The organism is Chitinibacter sp. SCUT-21 (assembly GCA_041874755.1).
In the GTDB taxonomy this organism is placed as follows: domain Bacteria; phylum Pseudomonadota; class Gammaproteobacteria; order Burkholderiales; family Chitinibacteraceae; genus Chitinibacter.
On sequence record CP102611.1, the window covers coordinates 2,247,350 to 2,262,910 of the forward strand.

Sequence of the window (15,561 nt, forward strand, 5' to 3'; positions counted from 1 at the left end):
CAACCGCAAACTGCTTATTACGGCGTAGTTAAGACTATAATCGCGCCCAATTATTTGAAACTGCATAGGTAGGTCATGGATCCGATTTTATTGTTTCACTCCTTGATCATGGGTTTGGTCGAAGGGATTACCGAATTCCTGCCAATCTCGTCGACGGGGCATTTGATTTTGACCGGCGATTTGCTTAATTTCTTGAGCAAAGAAAAACGTGAAGTCTACGAAATTTTCATTCAGCTTGGCGCGATGCTGGCGGTGGTGTGGGAATACCGCGCGAAAATTGGAAATACCTTTAAAGGCGTGAGCCACCCAGGTAGCGAGCGCAATTTATTACTCGGCATTGTGATCGCGTTTATTCCCGCTGCGATCATGGGCAAATTGTTTTCCGAGCACATCAAAGCGGTGTTGTTTAACCCCATCGCCGTGTCGATTGCGTTTATCGTCGGTGGTTTGATTATTCTGTGGGCGGAAAAACGTCAGCACAAAGTAACCATTGAAACCGTGGATGATTTATCGCTCAAAGACGCGCTGAAAGTGGGGCTATGCCAATGCTTGGCATTGATTCCAGGGACGAGTCGTTCGGGCGCGACGATTATCGGCGGTATGTTTTTAGGCTTATCGCGTAAAGCGGCGACCGAGTTTTCATTTTTCTTGGGGATTCCAACGCTGGGCGCGGCGTCTTTGTATAGCTTGATCAAGCATCGCCATGTGCTCGATAGCGCCGACATTGGCATCTTTGCCGTTGGCTTTATTTCGTCTTTTATCTTTGCGTTTATCGCGATCCGCGCCTTGATTCGCTTTATTTCAACGCACACTTTCGTGGTGTTTGCGTGGTATCGCATCGCCTTTGGTTTGATCGTGTTGGCGACCTGGCATTTTGGTTTGGTGAATTGGAATGCTTAAGAGTATTGCTCTGTGACTTAGTTAGGGTAACTCCCTTGTTAATATACCCCACGCGATGCGTGGGTTTTTTATGTGCGTTTGATAGTAATGATGCTGGGGGCACGGGCTTTTGCTAATCCCTGTATGTGCACTGCGGTGATATAGTCGATCGACTATTTCAAAGGAGCTGGAAGATGGCAACAGCGTTTTATTCAATTGGTGAAGCTGGGCAGGCCTGGACAGCGGCAGACAAAGCGCTGTGGTTAAGTCGGCAACGCATTCAACGTAGTTATCAAGACGAAGTAGTAGCGCGCTTGCAAGCGGCTTTGCCTGATTCGGCTGTGTTGCTGCAATACGGGCAGCTCGATTATCAGCGTTTGGGTTTGCCGGTTTACCCCTTGTTTGCAGTGCGCAGCAAAACGTGGCGGGCTGATATGCCGACTGTTTTGGTCACTGGCGGCGTGCATGGCTATGAAACCAGCGGCGTGCAGGGCGCACTGCAGTTTATTGCCGAGCAGTTTGATCGCTATAACGCACAGGTCAATCTACTGGTGTTGCCGTGCATTAGCCCGTGGGGCTATGAAACGATTAATCGCTGGAATCCTGATGCGATTGACCCCAACCGCTCCTTTGTTCCCCATAGCCCCGCACAAGAGGCGGCTGCGGTGATGGCCTTGGTGCATGATTTGGCGCACGATGCGCTGCTGCACGTCGATTTACACGAAACCACCGATTCTGATAACAGCGAATTTTGCCCCGCCAAAGCGGCGCGCGATGGCGTGGATTACATCGAACACGATGTTCCCGATGGTTTTTATTTGGTCGGCGACAGCGAAAACCCCGCGCCCGAATTTCAGCGCGCGATTATTGCGGCAGTTCAGCAAGTCACGCACATTGCTTTGCCGGATGAAGAGGGCTGCATCATTGGTGAGCCCTTGCAGCAATTTGGCGTGATCAATTACGCGAAAAAAGCCTTAGGTTTGTGCGGCGGCATGACCGAGGCTCGCTTTGTGACAACCACCGAAGTTTACCCCAATAGCCCCACCGCCAGCCCTGCGCAATGCAATCTGGCTCAAGTGACAACGATTTGCACGGCGATTGATTTTGTACTGCAGCAAGCCAACTAGTTTGCGTTTGCGCAAACAAATGATGTTTGTACATTTGGTTACATTGCGTGGACTTAGATTTTTGCGCCATTTTCAACCCACAACAGATCATATCCTGATCTTGTCGCTACAAAATGGGTCAAATTTGCACTGAGCGCGGACTAAATTCAGTCAGATTTGACTCAAAACACGGCTAATTGCCGTGTTTTTTTTTGCCGATACGATGGCCTCATTCACTCATTCAGAGCCCCGCCCAATGCGCTGCAACCGATCGAGTGAAACCGATTAGGTCGACTTGATCGCGGTATTTATCGCCGCGATACACACGACCGATCGCTGACAGACATCTATCGGAGTACCTATTATGTTTAGCTTTTTCAAAACAGGGCCAGACCTTCCTCGGCGCGCAGGGACGCCCGATGAAATTCGTTCGACCTACGTCAAAATGCAGTGGCAAGTCTTTCTGGGCTTGATTTTTGGTTATGCGATGTTCTACGTCGTTCGTTTGGCATTGGGCGTCGTTAAGAAGCCAATGCTGGATGCGGGTATCGTCAGTCTCGAAGAGCTCGGTATGATGGGCTCGGCGTTCTTCTTTACCTATGCGATTGGTAAATTCTCCAATGGCTTCTTGTCTGACTACGCCAACATCAAACGCTTTATGTCAGTGGCGTTGGCGCTGTCAGGTATCGTGTCTATTTTCATGGGCATGAACACATCGGCCTTGTTCTTCACGATCCTGTGGGCCGCCAATGGTTGGTTCCAATCGATTGGTTCTGCGCCATCATGTGTATCGCTGTACCAATGGTTCTCACCAACGCAACGTGGTTCACGTTACTCAATCTGGGGTAGCTCACGTAGTTTGGGTGAAGCGATCACGTGGATTCTGACTGCGACTTTGGTGAGCTACTTGGGTTGGAAAGCAGGCTTTATCGGTGCAGGTATTGCTGCGATCGCCGGTGCTGCTGCCATGTACCTGATGCTGAAAGACCGCCCACAAACTTACGGTTTGCCAAGCCCAGCTGAAGCTTTTGGTGAAGAGCCAGAAATCAAGAAAGGCAGCACGCCTGCAGAAACTCGTCGCGCCCAGTTGTTCATCTTGACGCAAAAAACGGTATGGTTGATCGCTGCAGCGTGTGCCTTGATGTACGTATCTCGCTACGCAATGTCTTCTTGGGCGGTATTGTTCTTGCAAGAAGAAAAAGGCTACAGCCTGATCGACGCAGGTTTCGCGATGTCGACGTACCCAATCGCTGGGATGGTGGGGGCGATCGCCTCAGGTCTGATCTCTGACAAGATCTTCCGCGGTAACCGTCACATCCCAACTTTGATCTACGGTTTGGTCAATATCGCTGGTATGGTGTTGATGTTCTGGGGGCCAAACAACCGCGTAGTTGATGCTGTGGCGCTGGGTATGATTGGCTTCGCAATCGGTGGTTTGGTGGTGTTCTTGGCGGGTTTAACTGCTTGTGACCTGATGCCAAAAAATGCAGTGGGTGCAGTGAAAGGCTTCATCGGTTTGTGCTCTTACCTGGCTACATCAATCCAAGAATATGTTTCATCCGTGTTGATTACGGTGAACGAAGTGGATGGCGTTAAGCACTACGATTTCGGTAATGCGCATATCTTCTGGTTGAGCGCTTCAGTCTTATCATTGCTCCTGGCCTTGACCGTATGGAATGCGAAGAAAGTGGTTTCGATTGACGATGTGAAAAAGAACTAACTCATCAAAGTCGATTCGAAATAGCGAATTGCACGCACAAGCAAAAAGCCCCTGATGGGGCTTTTTGCTTGTTGGGTATATTGTTGTAGGTATTGATCGGTATGCTATTTGTCAATATACCCTTATTATGGCTTGTATTCTTTCTTGTCCAAATCGTGTTTTTTCATTCGCAAATAGAGCTTTTTGCGCGGAATATGCAAGTAATCGGCGGCCTCATTGATTTTGCCTTGGAACAGGCTGAGCGCCTCTTCAATCAAGTTTTTCTCAAACTCGTCAATTTGCTCGTCTAATGAGTTTTGCTCGGCATTGATGGGAATCGCTCGATTTAAACTGTCGATCCGTGCCAGCCCAATCGCGTACATATCGGCCACATTGCGTAATTCGCGCAAATTGCCGCTCCATTCGCCTTGCTGCAATTTTTCAACAAAGGCCTTTTTAATCTCGATCCGTGGTTTCTTCATGCGGCGGCAAGATTGCTGAACGAAATAGCGAAACAGCTGCGGAATATCTTCGCGGCGCTGCCGCAGCGGTGGAATATGAACGGTTGCAGTTGAGAGTGCGTAGTATAAATCTGGCCTTAAGCGCCCCTCGCTTACTGCTTGCTTTGGATCTGATGTGCTGATTGTTAAAGTGCGTACTTTGCGACCATTCACCGAATATGGATCGCTTTCTAGCAAGCAATTACAGAGCAAAGTTTGCAAGCGCTGCGGCAGGCGCTCAGGGTTGCTGATTAATAGTGTTCCGCCTTGCGCGGCGCTCCAATATTGTTCGCGCCAGATTGCACTTTGATCGCTGTGTGGCACGTCATTCACCAGCTCGGCGTCGAGCCAAACTAAAGGACCGTCTTTGCTGCGCCCCAATCGATGCAATTGTTCGGCGACAGTGCGACGCCCTGTACCAGCTTCACCGACGATAAAAATCGATAAGTCGGAATTGACCAAATGCATCAATTTTTCCCGCGCTTGTGTCATTGCCACGCTATTGCCAAGCAAACGCTCGCTCAATTCATGCTTTAAATAATTGCGATTTTCGATAATTTCTTGGCGCAAACTCAAGGCGCGATGAATGCATTCGATCAAGACATCCGGGGCTACGGGTTTTTCGAGAAACTCAAAAGCGCCGGCGCGAACGGCGCGAATCGCCATTGGAATATCACCGTGGCCGGTGATTAAAATGACCGGCAATTGTTCGTCTTTATGGCGCAAGGCTTCGAGTAGCTGCTCGCCGTCCATGCCTGGCATGCAAATATCGCTGACGATGACACCGGGCCAGTCGTTCAGCGCCAGCTCAAGAACGGGCGCGGCACTGCTCAAGGTGTAGCACGGCAAACGGCTGTGATTGAGAATTTTTTGCGCAGATTCTCGTACATCGGCGTCATCATCAATCAGTAATACTTGTGCGTGCTCAAGCTGCATCAGTAGCACTCGCTTCCATCGAAAGAATAAAAATTGCCCCGCCATCCAGTTGGCTCGCCATCCGAATATGGGCGTGGCATTCGCTGGCTAAGGATTGGCAAATGCTCAGGCCCAGCCCGAGCCCATCGGGTTTGGTGGTATAAAACGCTTGAAAAATATCGCCAACCGTTTCAGGTGAAAGGCCCGCGCCATTATCCATGATCATTAATTCTATATCTTGATCCAGACGAATTAAGGCCAATTCCAGCTGCGGCGACGGACAATCGCTCAGCGCATCTAAGGCATTGCTGACCAAATTTAAGCAAATTTGTTCTAAACGAATGACTTCACCCATAACCCAAGCATTTTGGATGCTAGGTAAAATCAGCGTGATGTGCTGTTTACGGATTCGGCTTTGCAGTAATTCAACGATATCATTAATGACATGCATGATATCGATGGGGTATAGCGCTGGAGATGCTGGTGCAGTGCGCCCTAGCGTGCGATACGATCGAATCAGCCGCGCCATGCGATCCAATACTTTCTCGCTTTGTGCCAGCGTCGATACTAAATCAGTGGCGTGTACATCTTCGGCGGATTTTTTAGCCAAATACATATAATTGGTCATCGCAGCTAACGGCTGATTCAATTCATGCGCCAAACTGGTTGTGGTTTGGCCCAGTACCGCAAATTTCGTGGCCTGAATCAAGCTGTCCTGCGCGCGTTTTCGGTCATCAATTTCTGCGCGCAGCGCCGCATTGCTTTCGTCAAGTGCGGCGGTTTTTTCTGCGACCATTTTGCCAAGCCACACGGCCGAGCGCATTTGGGCTGAGACATCGAACAACGTAACCATCAAACATTCGGTGTCTTTTTGCTGGAAAGTACGCGCTAAAAGGCGAACATAATTTTCATCGGCGATGGGGCCAAACGGCAAGGTAATATCGATGGCCTTATCTTGATCTAGTTGCGATAGATCGGGGCGAGATTCGGCAGGCCATAACTCGTTCAGTTCGTCGCCTACTTGCAAAGTCGGGCAGAAGCGTCGTGCGGCCTGATTAATTGAGATAATACGTCCAGCCAGATCGCAGATCAGTAAGGCCGCGTCGGTATGTTCGATTAAGGCTAGTGCATTGGTTCGCTCCAATTCGGTCATATGCTGCGCGAGATGCTGTACCTGCCGCCCCAATTGAGCGATTTCATCATGGCCTTCAGGCGTTTGCGGCAAGTGGTAATTGCCCTGTGCAATTGCGGCCATATTTTGGCCAAGCAAGGCCAAACGTCGGATCACGCGTTGACCGATCAGGCCAAACAAAATCCAGAGCATTAAACCCATGGCGGCCGTTGATGCCAGCGCCACGGACCAGCGCCCGCGTTCGCTGGTTTGTAGCGATTGTTGTAGCTGTTGCTGGGCATTGTCGCGGGCCAAGCGACTGAGTTTGGCCGCCTGTTGATTTTGACGTATCAATTGCTGCTCAAGCTCGGCGAGTTGCTCGCGCATTTGCTCGGTGCTGCGGTTAAATTGCGTCAATTTTTGGCTTAATTCGCCATCGACTGCCGCAATTTTAGCCAGCGAGCCAAATAACTCGTGCAAACTCCCTGATTGCGCCACAGGCAGTTGTTCGGCCAAGACCAATAATTTTTGCGCATCATCTTGTATTTGCTTAAATATGGCTTGGGATTTGGTTTTCTGGCTAGGCACCGACAGTGCCAGCATCGCGCGAGCCAAATCGTGTTCACCATTGCGCAATTGCTCCAATATTTGCAGGTAATGCAGTGCGCTGGCGAGTCGCGCTGAGCCCGGTGGATTGAGGCGGAGATGATATTCTTCGGTTAGTAATCGCAACTCATTTTCTAAATCGTCGTGCAGCCATTCAATGCGCATTTTGAGCATGCGTAAATGGCTTAAATCGGCTTGGTGTTGTTGTGCAATGTGGGCTAAAGCTTCGGCTGCGGCTCGCGAAATTTGGATCTGTTCGTTCAGTTGTGGTGCGCCATCGGGCTGACGGGCGATCAGTAGTTGTGCGGCTTTAGCCATCCGCCGCAACGATTGTTCGATCAAATTTTGCTGTTTGGCAATCGAGACCAAATCATCGGCTTCAACGAGCTGCTGCGCTTGAATTTGCAAACGGTTGGCTTCTTGCTCAAGTTGCGTACTTTCAAGAATGGTTGGAATGCTTTCGGTCACGACAGTTTGCATGTCTGAACCTTGCTGATACGTGGCAATAATACTAATGGCCCCGGTGAACAACACCAAAAAGAGCAGACTTGCACTAGCGAGCAGCAGCTTTTGCCCTAGATGTCCGCGAAAATGTTTGAACCATGCACCGCTGTTAATCATGGGAACTATTGACCAAAACGTGGCGCGCTAATTTGCCAGCTTGCGCTAATTGGGCTCGCCATACCTGTTGCCAGCGGCTGATTTCGTCCTTCGGTTGCCCCGCGCGAAATAGCGCTAAATAGCGCTCGTCGTTGGCTTGCGCAGCGGTGACTGGGGGAGTGCTGGCCAATTGCCGCGCTGTGATTAAATCTTGTTTTTGCGCTGTACTTAGATTTGGGCTTGCTTCGGCCTTTTGAATTAAGCCTTGAGTGTCGCGTAATAATTCAAAATTCAGCGTAATGAGTTGATCATAAAGCTGTTTGAGCAATTGCCCTCTTGCCAAGATTTGTTCGGTATTGATTAATTTTTGTTGCTGAAATAAGCGGCAAAGATGACCGTTTTGCTCAAGGCTGCCCTTGAGTGGTAGTTTGAAGTGTCGATCATTGAGTAAATTTCGCTGCCCTTGCTCTGAAAATAGGTATTGCACGAGTATTTTTGCTTCGCGGCTGTGTTGTCCGCCGCGTAATTGCGCCACGTACGACGGCATGACCGCAAAGCTGTTTAAGTACTGAAAACGATAGTTTGAATTGGCCGACATCGTTGGGCGTGCATGGGCATCGATCATGATGCTCACCATTGCGTCACCGCTGTGTATTGCCTCACTGACGGCAAAGCTACGTGATGCAATCAAGCTAAATTGACCGCCCAGTTGCAAAATCGTACGCCAGCCGTGATCCCAGCCCTCGTCTTGCAGAATTTTCTCCAGCATCATATGTGTGCTGCTGGAACGAGATGGCGTGCTCATCACCAACTGTCGATGCAAGGTGGGAATGAGCAAGTCTTGCCATGTTTTCGGCGCCGCAAGCCGCTGGCGGGTGTAAAAAGATTGATTCCATAACAGGCCAAACCCCGCTAAACCATAACTGGCATATTTGCGTTCCGAATCGCTGAGTAATAATCCTTTTGGTGCGCATGGGCTGCTGACTTGTGTGATCGGTAATGTGCGCAATTGACCATTATTTTTCAGGGCCTGCATCAAAAAAGGCGACGACGATAAAACGATATCGGCATTGCGCAAACTGCCTGATTTTACCCCTGATGGAATTAAGTCAACTCGTCGGTTGAGAATGGTGATCTTGATCTCGGGGTGAAGTTGGCGAAATTCATCCAATAAACTGCTGCTGGCATCTTCGGAATGAGTTGAAACCACGGTCAGCGCCCAGCTCGAAGGTAGGGGTAAGCCACAGATCAAGCTGAGTATGATTCGATGGGCTAGCGTGGTCATCATCAGGGTTTATACCCTCAAATAATACATAACGGATTGGGTAATACTTGCTGCAATTGCGCGCAAATAACTCAAAGAATTGATGCACGAACGCGTTAATACGGCCGACGGGTGCACGGCGATCATTGATTGTAAATATCTAATACCCATCTTGGTATTGCCTTAAACCCTAGCCTTAGTGTGCCTACGAAGGCTATACCTGATGATTTATTTTAGTTGTGTGATCAATTCCGCAATCGAAATCAATTCAGTCTATAACGTAGCATTCAAATGTGCAGGGGGCCGCCGATGTTTTTTAGCCGGGGCACAAAAGCAGAATTAGCAAAATTGAAGTCCAATGTTGCCGCTCAGCAAAAATCATTGCTGGCCAGCTTGCTCGCTTCAGCGTGGGTGGTGGAGGCGCGTGACCCGTACACTGGTGGGCATCTGTGGCGGGTTGCGATGCTCTCTGGCAAGTTGGCGCGGGCTTTGGGCTTGAGCGAGAGTGAAGCGAATCGGATTGCGATGGCGGGGTTTTTGCATGACCTTGGCAAAATTGGCGTTCCCGACGCCATTTTGCGTAAGCCCGATAAGCTCACTGACGATGAATTTGCTGTGATTAAAACCCACCCGAATATTGGTGCGCGTTTGATTGCATCACATCCGTTTTCCCCCTTGGTGATGAATGCTGTGCTGGGTCACCACGAAACGCCCAATGGCCGTGGCTATCCGCAAGGTTTGAGCGATGCTCAAATTGCGCTCGACGCTAAAATTGTCGGTGTCTGTGATGCCTTTGACGCGATGACCAGCTCGCGCCCGTATCGGCGCGGTATGCCGATTGAAAAAGCCTTGCAGATTATTGCCTCCGAGTTAGGGCAACAGTTTGATCGCCGTTGTGGTGAAGCCCTGATTGCGCTGCAAGGTACCGGCGAGTTGGAGCACATTGTCGGTCATTCTGATGAGGGGATTCCACTGGCGCAATGCCTGATGTGTGGGCCTACTTTGGTGCAAGTGCGCGGCTCGCATGCAGGGGGTCATCTGGCCTGCCCCAACTGTACCGCCGACTATGTGTGGGAAAGTGATGCCGCTGGGCATTTAGCCGCCAAACCCACAGGCAACAAAGCCAGCGCAGATGCTTTGGCGCCGGTGGCCGATGTGGTGCAAATCGAAGATTTAGCCACGCGCTGGGTTAGTGCGCTGGAGGTGCTACAAGCCCCGTAACAAGTCACGGGAAATTTGCTTGTCGCTATTCATTTACGGCACACTGCATGATTCACTTTCATGCTAGTTCGCCATGCTCTCGCCCCGTCAAAAAGGCTTATCCCTAATTATCTTATCGGCCATTGCTTTTGGCTGGATGCCAATTTTTGGTGTCTGGGCGTATGGATCGGAGCAGGGGGGGGTGAATACCCAAGGGCTGCTACTGATTCGGTTTTCAATTGCCGCGCTGGTGATGTTGGCGGTGATGTGCTGGCGGCGCGGACAATGGCCACGCGGAAGGGTATTGCTGGGCTTGGTGGCGATGGGCGGAGTGGGTTATGTGGGGCAGGCGTTTAGCTATTTTTCAGCCCTGCAATATGGTTCGGCCGCCTTAGCGGCATTATTGCTGTACCTCTATCCGGTGATCGTAACCTTGGCCAGCGCGTGCTGGTTTAAAGAAAAACTAACGCGTCGAACAATGGCAGCACTGCTGCTGGCCTGCATCAGTCTATTGCTGACCATTGGGCCAGCCGGTGGGCAATTAAGCGGCGTGATTTTTGGCCTGCTCGCGGCGCTGATTTATTCGGCCTATATCTTGGCGGGCAGCCGTTTAACGCCGCAAACGGGCGCGCTGCCTGCGGCTACAGTCGTGATGGTGTCGGCGGCCTTGAGTTTGTGGTTAACGACCTTATGGCATCAACCCTCGTGGCCGATTGGTGCGCACAGCTGGGCAGCAACGATTGCGATTGCGCTGATTTCGACGGTGATTGCGATTTTTAGCTTTTTAGCGGGCTTGGATTATTTATCCGCCAGCGAAGCATCAACCTTGTCGACGCTAGAGCCCGTGGTTAGCGTGTTGTTAGCGGCGTTGATTTTGGGTGAGCATTTATCGCTGCTGCAATGGATAGGTGGTGCGGGTATATTACTTTCAGCTTTATTAATTGCGCTATCTCCAGCTATACCAGCCCCGGAATAATCTCGCCAAAAAAAGTGCTTCACGAAGCTTTATGCCGACTATGCTAAAGAAGCTCCATTCATCGAGGAATTCTGTAATGTCGATCACTGCCCGCCAAATTCAATTAGTACAAAACAGCTTTGCTTTGGTCGAACCAATTGCACCGCAAGCGGCGCAAATGTTTTATGCCAAATTATTTGAATACGCGCCGCAAGTTCGTCCTTTGTTTAAAAAAGATCTGACCGCGCAAGGCAATATGCTGATGGCGACGATTAAGGTGGCGGTGAATGGTTTAAACGATTTGGATAAATTGGTGCCGGTATTGCATAAACTGGCCGAACGCCATGTCCAATATGGGGTGAAAGACGAACATTACACGCCGGTGGGTAATGCGCTGTTGTGGACTTTAAAGCAAGGCTTGGGGGAGAAATGGACGCCTGAGTTGCGTCAGGCGTGGGTCGATGTCTTTCGCTTGATGGCAACGACAATGAAAAACCACGTAGCCTAATTGGCCGGCATCGTGTGCATCATGATATCGGCTTCAATGCTGGTTACATCTGCTTCTTGGCTAATCGCGCTGAAATACGGCTGTAGCTCGGCTTCAGTTTTGGGCGGTTTGAGCGCTGCCACATAAAAATTCCCGCCCATCTCACGCTCAAGCATCAAACCCAATTGATGTTTTTGCGCCATTTGAGTAATGCGCTCGGCGGGATTGCTTGGCGCAGCTTTAAATTGCACGATCACCCGTTCAATCAACGGGGCTTGGCTGGCAGTGTTGCTCCCACCTGCACTGGCACAGGCACTCAGCACCGCGCAGCACGTCAACATACCAAGACGTTGCAAGGCGGTAATGGCTAGCTTCAGCATGGTCAACCTCATTATTCAGTGATTTTTCAGCATAAACCCACCTTGCGAACAAGGTGGGTTTTTTATCACGACTTATTTACGTTTGCTCACCGCATTAGCTTGCAATGCCCAAGGGCCCCATTGTGAAGCGCCTGGTTGCTCGCCCGTTGTCCACCATTTAGCGGTATAGACTTGGCCGTTAAAGCTCACGCATTTGCCTGCGGTGTAAACCGAAGAGCTGCTCCACACTGGGCAGCTTGGTGCCGCCGTTGGTGCTGCAGTGATGACTGGGGCAGTCGTCGGTTTTGCCGTTTGAATTGGCGCAACTGTTGGCGTCGGTACTGGCGCTACGGTTGGTTTTGGCGTTTGAATCGGTGCGGTGGTTGGTGCTGGTGTGCTAGAGCCCCCCGTGCACGCGCCGATATCTTGCCACAGCGTAATGCTGGCTTTTGGATTCCAATTGGCACCAATATGCGCTACGTGAGTGCTACGAGCCCGGTAGTTACGTCCGTCATAAGTGACTAAGTCACCAGCAACATACGTTTTACCTTCTGCCCAAGCGGTGTAGCAGCCAGTAACAGGTGCTGGTGTCACAACCGGTGGCTTCGGTGTGATGACGGGGGCTGGTGTTACCACAGGTGCTGGGGTTGGTGTCACCACGGGTGGTTTTGGCGTAATCACGGGTTCGGTATTGTCACCCGCTGATTGCTTGGCCAAACGCACAGCGCTGGCGGCATTCAAAATCCCTGAGCCGCAATTGCTGGTATTGCACGTGCTGCCCGCAGGGAAGGCGGTTGCCGATTGTTTGAGCAAGCTCACCACGTCGTTAAATTTTAGCTTTGGATTGGCGTTCAGCATCAGCGCCACCGCAGCAGCCACGTGTGGCGTTGCCATTGAAGTGCCGTTCATGCCGACATAACCCGCGCCATTGGCGGATAGATCAACGCGATCCAAGCTCTTATTCACGGTAGAGGTGATGCGTGTTGAGCCATTGCCACCTGGCGCGGCCAAGGTGATTTTGCTACCAAAGTTCGAATAGCTGGCCTTTTCACCCGCTTTACCGGTTGCAGCAACGGTAATCACGTTCGCGCAGTTGGCAGGTGTCGCTTGTGATGCATCGCGGTTTTCATTGCCACCGGCAACCACCACAATCGCGCCCGCATTGGTCGCGTCATTAATCGCGGCTTGGTAGTAGCTAGGGCAAGAGGCGGCGCTGCCACCCAAACTCATATTGATGACTTTGGCAGGGTTTGGATTTGGAATGCTAGGGTGAATACCTGCGGCCCAACGGATACCATCGGCAATATCAATGGCCGAGCCACCGCCTTTACCGAGTACACGTACTGGCAAGATTTTGGCGTTATAAGCGCCACCAATCACGCCGACACCGTTGTAACCAAGTGCGGCAATCGTTCCAGCAACGTGAGAGCCGTGGAACGAGCTAGTTTCAGTGCGCTGGCAAACGCGATTCGTTACATCGGCCGTGGTACACCAATCACCTTGATCGAGTGCGCCAGCAAATGGTGCAATCGTGCGTGCACCCGCAGTCCAGTCACACGTGCCTGCGCGGTAGCAATCAGAAATAAAGGTATAACCTGAAGAAACGTAGTTGCCTGACAGTGGAGCAAGTTGACCGAGATCTGGGTGCGGTACCGCGCCGGTGTCAATCACGCCCACGACTACACCAGTGCCAGTCACATATTCCCAAGCGCCGATAAAATCCGCGCCGTAGTTACTCGCAGGTGCAACGGCTTGCAGACCCCAGAGCGAATTCCACAGGCTATCAGTCGGTTGCGCCACGCCCATCGGCATCATCCAAACGTCGGCTTCCACTTCGTCAAATTCGCCACTGGCTTGCAGTTTTGCGATATACGCTTTGAGCTCGGCGTCTGACAAGCCTTTCGGCAATTGCAATACATGCGATTCGCCATCGGCCATGGTGAACGCATGCTTGGCTTTATTGCCGGCGACGGCTTGTACGGTTTGGCTGACGTTATCAGCACTCATGCTACGCATCATAAACGGTGATGATTTGAGTTTCACCACGACACGGTCGACAGTTTGCGCTTGGGCGCTCAGGGCCAATGACGCAAGTGCGCCAGCCACGAGCATCGCGCTGCGGGTTAATTGCATTTTGGATCTCCATCCGTTTTTTGGTAGATTTTCGCGCTCCCAATTGACTGGTTTGACAGTCTATTTTTCGCATCGTGGATTGGGAGTGAGTGCAGCATATTGCATTTGTCATATTGCGCTGCTTGGGGTTTTCCCTAATCCATACCAATGTGGCTAAATGGTGGCTAATACCAATAAAAACCAATGGGTATATTCTTGTATGCCAATCTGATCAATGATTATGTGTCTATACATTGCTATGTATCTTGGTTGATCATTATTGGCTAATACCAATTTGTTGGCTTCGTGCGGAATGTGGTGTAAAACACGTATTAAATCAAACGTTTAAATTTGACTGCTTGAGTGTGCTGGCTCACAATAAAAAACAAGCCCACCGATTGGTGGGCTTCAGCGTAATAAAAAAGTGGTAAAGCAACATTTTGAATATCTCGGCAATGCTGAACCTAAATAATTTGCCTATGAATTGCTAGCCTTTACGGTTTATCTCTCCCTTCCCGCTCGCTGAGGGGCCTCGCCTTGCAAAAGGGCTGTGTCACCCAAAAGCCCACCAACGACAGCTATGCTGAGTATCGGCGTTAGGCCGCGTGCGCGGCCTTGGTGCCGTGATTGCGGGGCCGCATTAAGCAGGCAACATCAATAAGGCCTTGTCTGCGGTATCCACGCGGGATACTTTGCTGATTAAGGCTTGTACCCCCTGTGGCATTTGTTGGCTTAATCTAAATACGCTCACCGCCTCAGACAGCGCATGCGCTTGTTCTTGTAGTGATTCGGCGGCGGCGGCAGCCTCTTCCACCAAAGCGGCATTTTGCTGGGTGACTTCGTCCATTTGCGTTACTGCTTGGTTTACTTGGGCGATCCCGGCGCTTTGCTCAACCGAAGCGTTGGCAATTTCACTAATTAACACGCGCACCCGCTCGATACTGTTCTCCACTTGTACCATCGTTTCTCCCGCTTGGTGGACCTGCTGGCTACCGTGCTCCACTTGCGTGACTGAATCATTAATCAGCACTTTGATTTCCTTGGCGGCGACGGCCGAGCGCTGTGCCAGGTTGCGCACCTCGGATGCGACCACCGCAAAGCCACGCCCTTGCTCACCTGCGCGTGCCGCTTCCACTGCGGCATTGAGCGCCAAGATATTGGTTTGGAAGGCAATACCGTCGATCACGCTGATAATGTCGACAATTTTGCGGGATGCATCCTGAATCGCCGTCATGGTTTCCACCACTTGGCGCACCATCACGCCACCTTCCTTGGTAATCTGCGCTGAGCTTTGAGCCAAGACATTGGCTTCTTTGGCATTTTCGGCATTTTGTCGCACAGTGCCGGTTAGCTCTTCAGTACTGGCGGCAGTTTCTTCTAAGTTGGCCGCTTGGGCTTCGGTGCGGCGCGACAAATCGGCATTACCTTGGGCAATTTCACTTGAGGCATGCGAGATGGTGATACCTGATTGTTGAATTTCGCCGACTAAATGCTGCAGATTCGCAACCGTGGTATTGACCGCTTCGCTGGTTTCGCCAAATAAGCCCGGGTATTGCTGCGTAATGGTTTGCGTTAAATCGCCATCCGCGAGTGCGCTGGCCACGCGCATTACATCGCGTAAACCGGTATCGGTCACGCTGGAGAGTTGATTGAGTTGTTCGGCCAGTTGGCGTGAAAAACCTTGTTTGTTCTCTAAGCTTAAGCGCGTGCTGAAGTCGCCCTCTTTCGCAGCGGCGCTGACCATCTGATTCACTTCGCCAATGATCTC

At 51.0% G+C, this 15,561-nt stretch carries 11 protein-coding genes and 1 pseudogene; 6 read left to right on the forward strand and 6 right to left on the reverse strand.

All coding sequences use genetic code 11. The features are described 5' to 3' along the window. The first annotated feature begins 75 nt into the window (after positions 1–75). From NT239_10485 to NT239_10495, 3 genes are all read left to right on the forward strand, one after another. Positions 76–900: an undecaprenyl-diphosphate phosphatase gene (locus NT239_10485; GenBank protein ID XGA70213.1), complete on the forward strand. Its 825-nt coding sequence runs from the start codon at positions 76–78 to the stop codon at positions 898–900. Between the two features lie 173 nt (positions 901–1,073). After that, entirely contained in the window at positions 1,074–2,006 is a 933-nt protein-coding gene (locus tag NT239_10490; protein XGA70214.1) for a M14 family metallocarboxypeptidase, read from the forward strand. Positions 2,007–2,349: 343 nt separating this feature from the next. Then, a complete protein-coding gene (locus NT239_10495; protein XGA70215.1) occupies positions 2,350–3,705 on the forward strand; it encodes an MFS transporter in 1,356 nt (451 codons plus the stop codon). Positions 3,706–3,830: 125 nt separating this feature from the next. Here the strand turns inward: NT239_10495 and NT239_10500 are convergent, their stop codons facing one another. The 3 genes from NT239_10500 to NT239_10510 all read right to left on the reverse strand — a co-directional run bounded on the left by NT239_10500 (position 3,831) and on the right by NT239_10510 (position 8,704). Beyond that, a complete protein-coding gene (locus NT239_10500; protein XGA70216.1) occupies positions 3,831–5,120 on the reverse strand; it encodes a sigma-54 dependent transcriptional regulator in 1,290 nt (429 codons plus the stop codon). Then, a complete protein-coding gene (locus NT239_10505) occupies positions 5,110–7,296 on the reverse strand; it encodes an ATP-binding protein (protein ID XGA70217.1) in 2,187 nt (728 codons plus the stop codon). Before NT239_10505 ends, NT239_10500 begins: the two co-directional genes overlap by 11 nt. Before the next feature lie 133 nt (positions 7,297–7,429). Next, positions 7,430–8,704 carry an ABC transporter substrate-binding protein gene (locus NT239_10510; protein XGA70218.1) on the reverse strand — a complete coding sequence of 425 codons (1,275 nt, stop codon included), beginning with the start codon at positions 8,702–8,704 and terminating at the stop codon, positions 7,430–7,432. A 285-nt stretch (positions 8,705–8,989) separates the two neighbouring features. Here NT239_10510 and NT239_10515 point away from each other — a divergent pair, with 285 nt between their 5' ends. The 3 genes from NT239_10515 (at position 8,990) to NT239_10525 (ending at position 11,343) form a co-directional block, all read left to right on the forward strand. Further along, on the forward strand, positions 8,990–9,901 hold the full coding sequence (locus NT239_10515; GenBank protein XGA70219.1) for an HD-GYP domain-containing protein: 912 nt from the start codon (positions 8,990–8,992) through the stop codon (positions 9,899–9,901). Positions 9,902–9,974: 73 nt separating this feature from the next. Beyond that, complete coding sequence (locus NT239_10520; protein XGA70220.1) at positions 9,975–10,856, forward strand: EamA family transporter; 882 nt, start codon at positions 9,975–9,977, stop codon at positions 10,854–10,856. A 76-nt stretch (positions 10,857–10,932) separates the two neighbouring features. Continuing rightward, positions 10,933–11,343 (forward strand): globin domain-containing protein, encoded by a 411-nt coding sequence (locus NT239_10525; protein ID XGA70221.1) that lies wholly within the window; start codon positions 10,933–10,935, stop codon positions 11,341–11,343. On the opposite strand, the gene NT239_10530 is transcribed toward NT239_10525, so the two are convergent. From NT239_10530 to NT239_10540, 3 genes and pseudogenes are all read right to left on the reverse strand, one after another. Further along, entirely contained in the window at positions 11,340–11,702 is a 363-nt protein-coding gene (locus NT239_10530; protein ID XGA70222.1) for a hypothetical protein, read from the reverse strand. The genes NT239_10525 and NT239_10530 overlap by 4 nt on opposite strands. A 72-nt stretch (positions 11,703–11,774) precedes the next feature. Continuing rightward, a complete protein-coding gene (locus tag NT239_10535; protein ID XGA70223.1) occupies positions 11,775–13,814 on the reverse strand; it encodes a S8 family serine peptidase in 2,040 nt (679 codons plus the stop codon). 619 nt (positions 13,815–14,433) lie between these two features. Further along, positions 14,434–15,237, reverse strand: a pseudogene (locus tag NT239_10540) (methyl-accepting chemotaxis protein). Positions 15,238–15,561 lie beyond the last annotated feature (324 nt).

Bases quoted from the DNA above. Each gene is read 5' to 3' on its own strand.
- NT239_10485 (XGA70213.1), top strand. From the start codon at position 76: ATGGATCCGATTTTATTGTTTCACTCCTTGATCATGGGTTTGGTCGAA.
- NT239_10490 (XGA70214.1), top strand. From the start codon at position 1,074: ATGGCAACAGCGTTTTATTCAATTGGTGAAGCTGGGCAGGCCTGGACA.
- NT239_10495 (XGA70215.1), top strand. From the start codon at position 2,350: ATGTTTAGCTTTTTCAAAACAGGGCCAGACCTTCCTCGGCGCGCAGGG.
- NT239_10500 (XGA70216.1), bottom strand. From the start codon at position 5,120: ATGCAGCTTGAGCACGCACAAGTATTACTGATTGATGATGACGCCGAT.
- NT239_10505 (XGA70217.1), bottom strand. From the start codon at position 7,296: ATGCAAACTGTCGTGACCGAAAGCATTCCAACCATTCTTGAAAGTACG.
- NT239_10510 (XGA70218.1), bottom strand. From the start codon at position 8,704: ATGATGACCACGCTAGCCCATCGAATCATACTCAGCTTGATCTGTGGC.
- NT239_10515 (XGA70219.1), top strand. From the start codon at position 8,990: ATGTTTTTTAGCCGGGGCACAAAAGCAGAATTAGCAAAATTGAAGTCC.
- NT239_10520 (XGA70220.1), top strand. From the start codon at position 9,975: ATGCTCTCGCCCCGTCAAAAAGGCTTATCCCTAATTATCTTATCGGCC.
- NT239_10525 (XGA70221.1), top strand. From the start codon at position 10,933: ATGTCGATCACTGCCCGCCAAATTCAATTAGTACAAAACAGCTTTGCT.
- NT239_10530 (XGA70222.1), bottom strand. From the start codon at position 11,702: ATGCTGAAGCTAGCCATTACCGCCTTGCAACGTCTTGGTATGTTGACG.
- NT239_10535 (XGA70223.1), bottom strand. From the start codon at position 13,814: ATGCAATTAACCCGCAGCGCGATGCTCGTGGCTGGCGCACTTGCGTCA.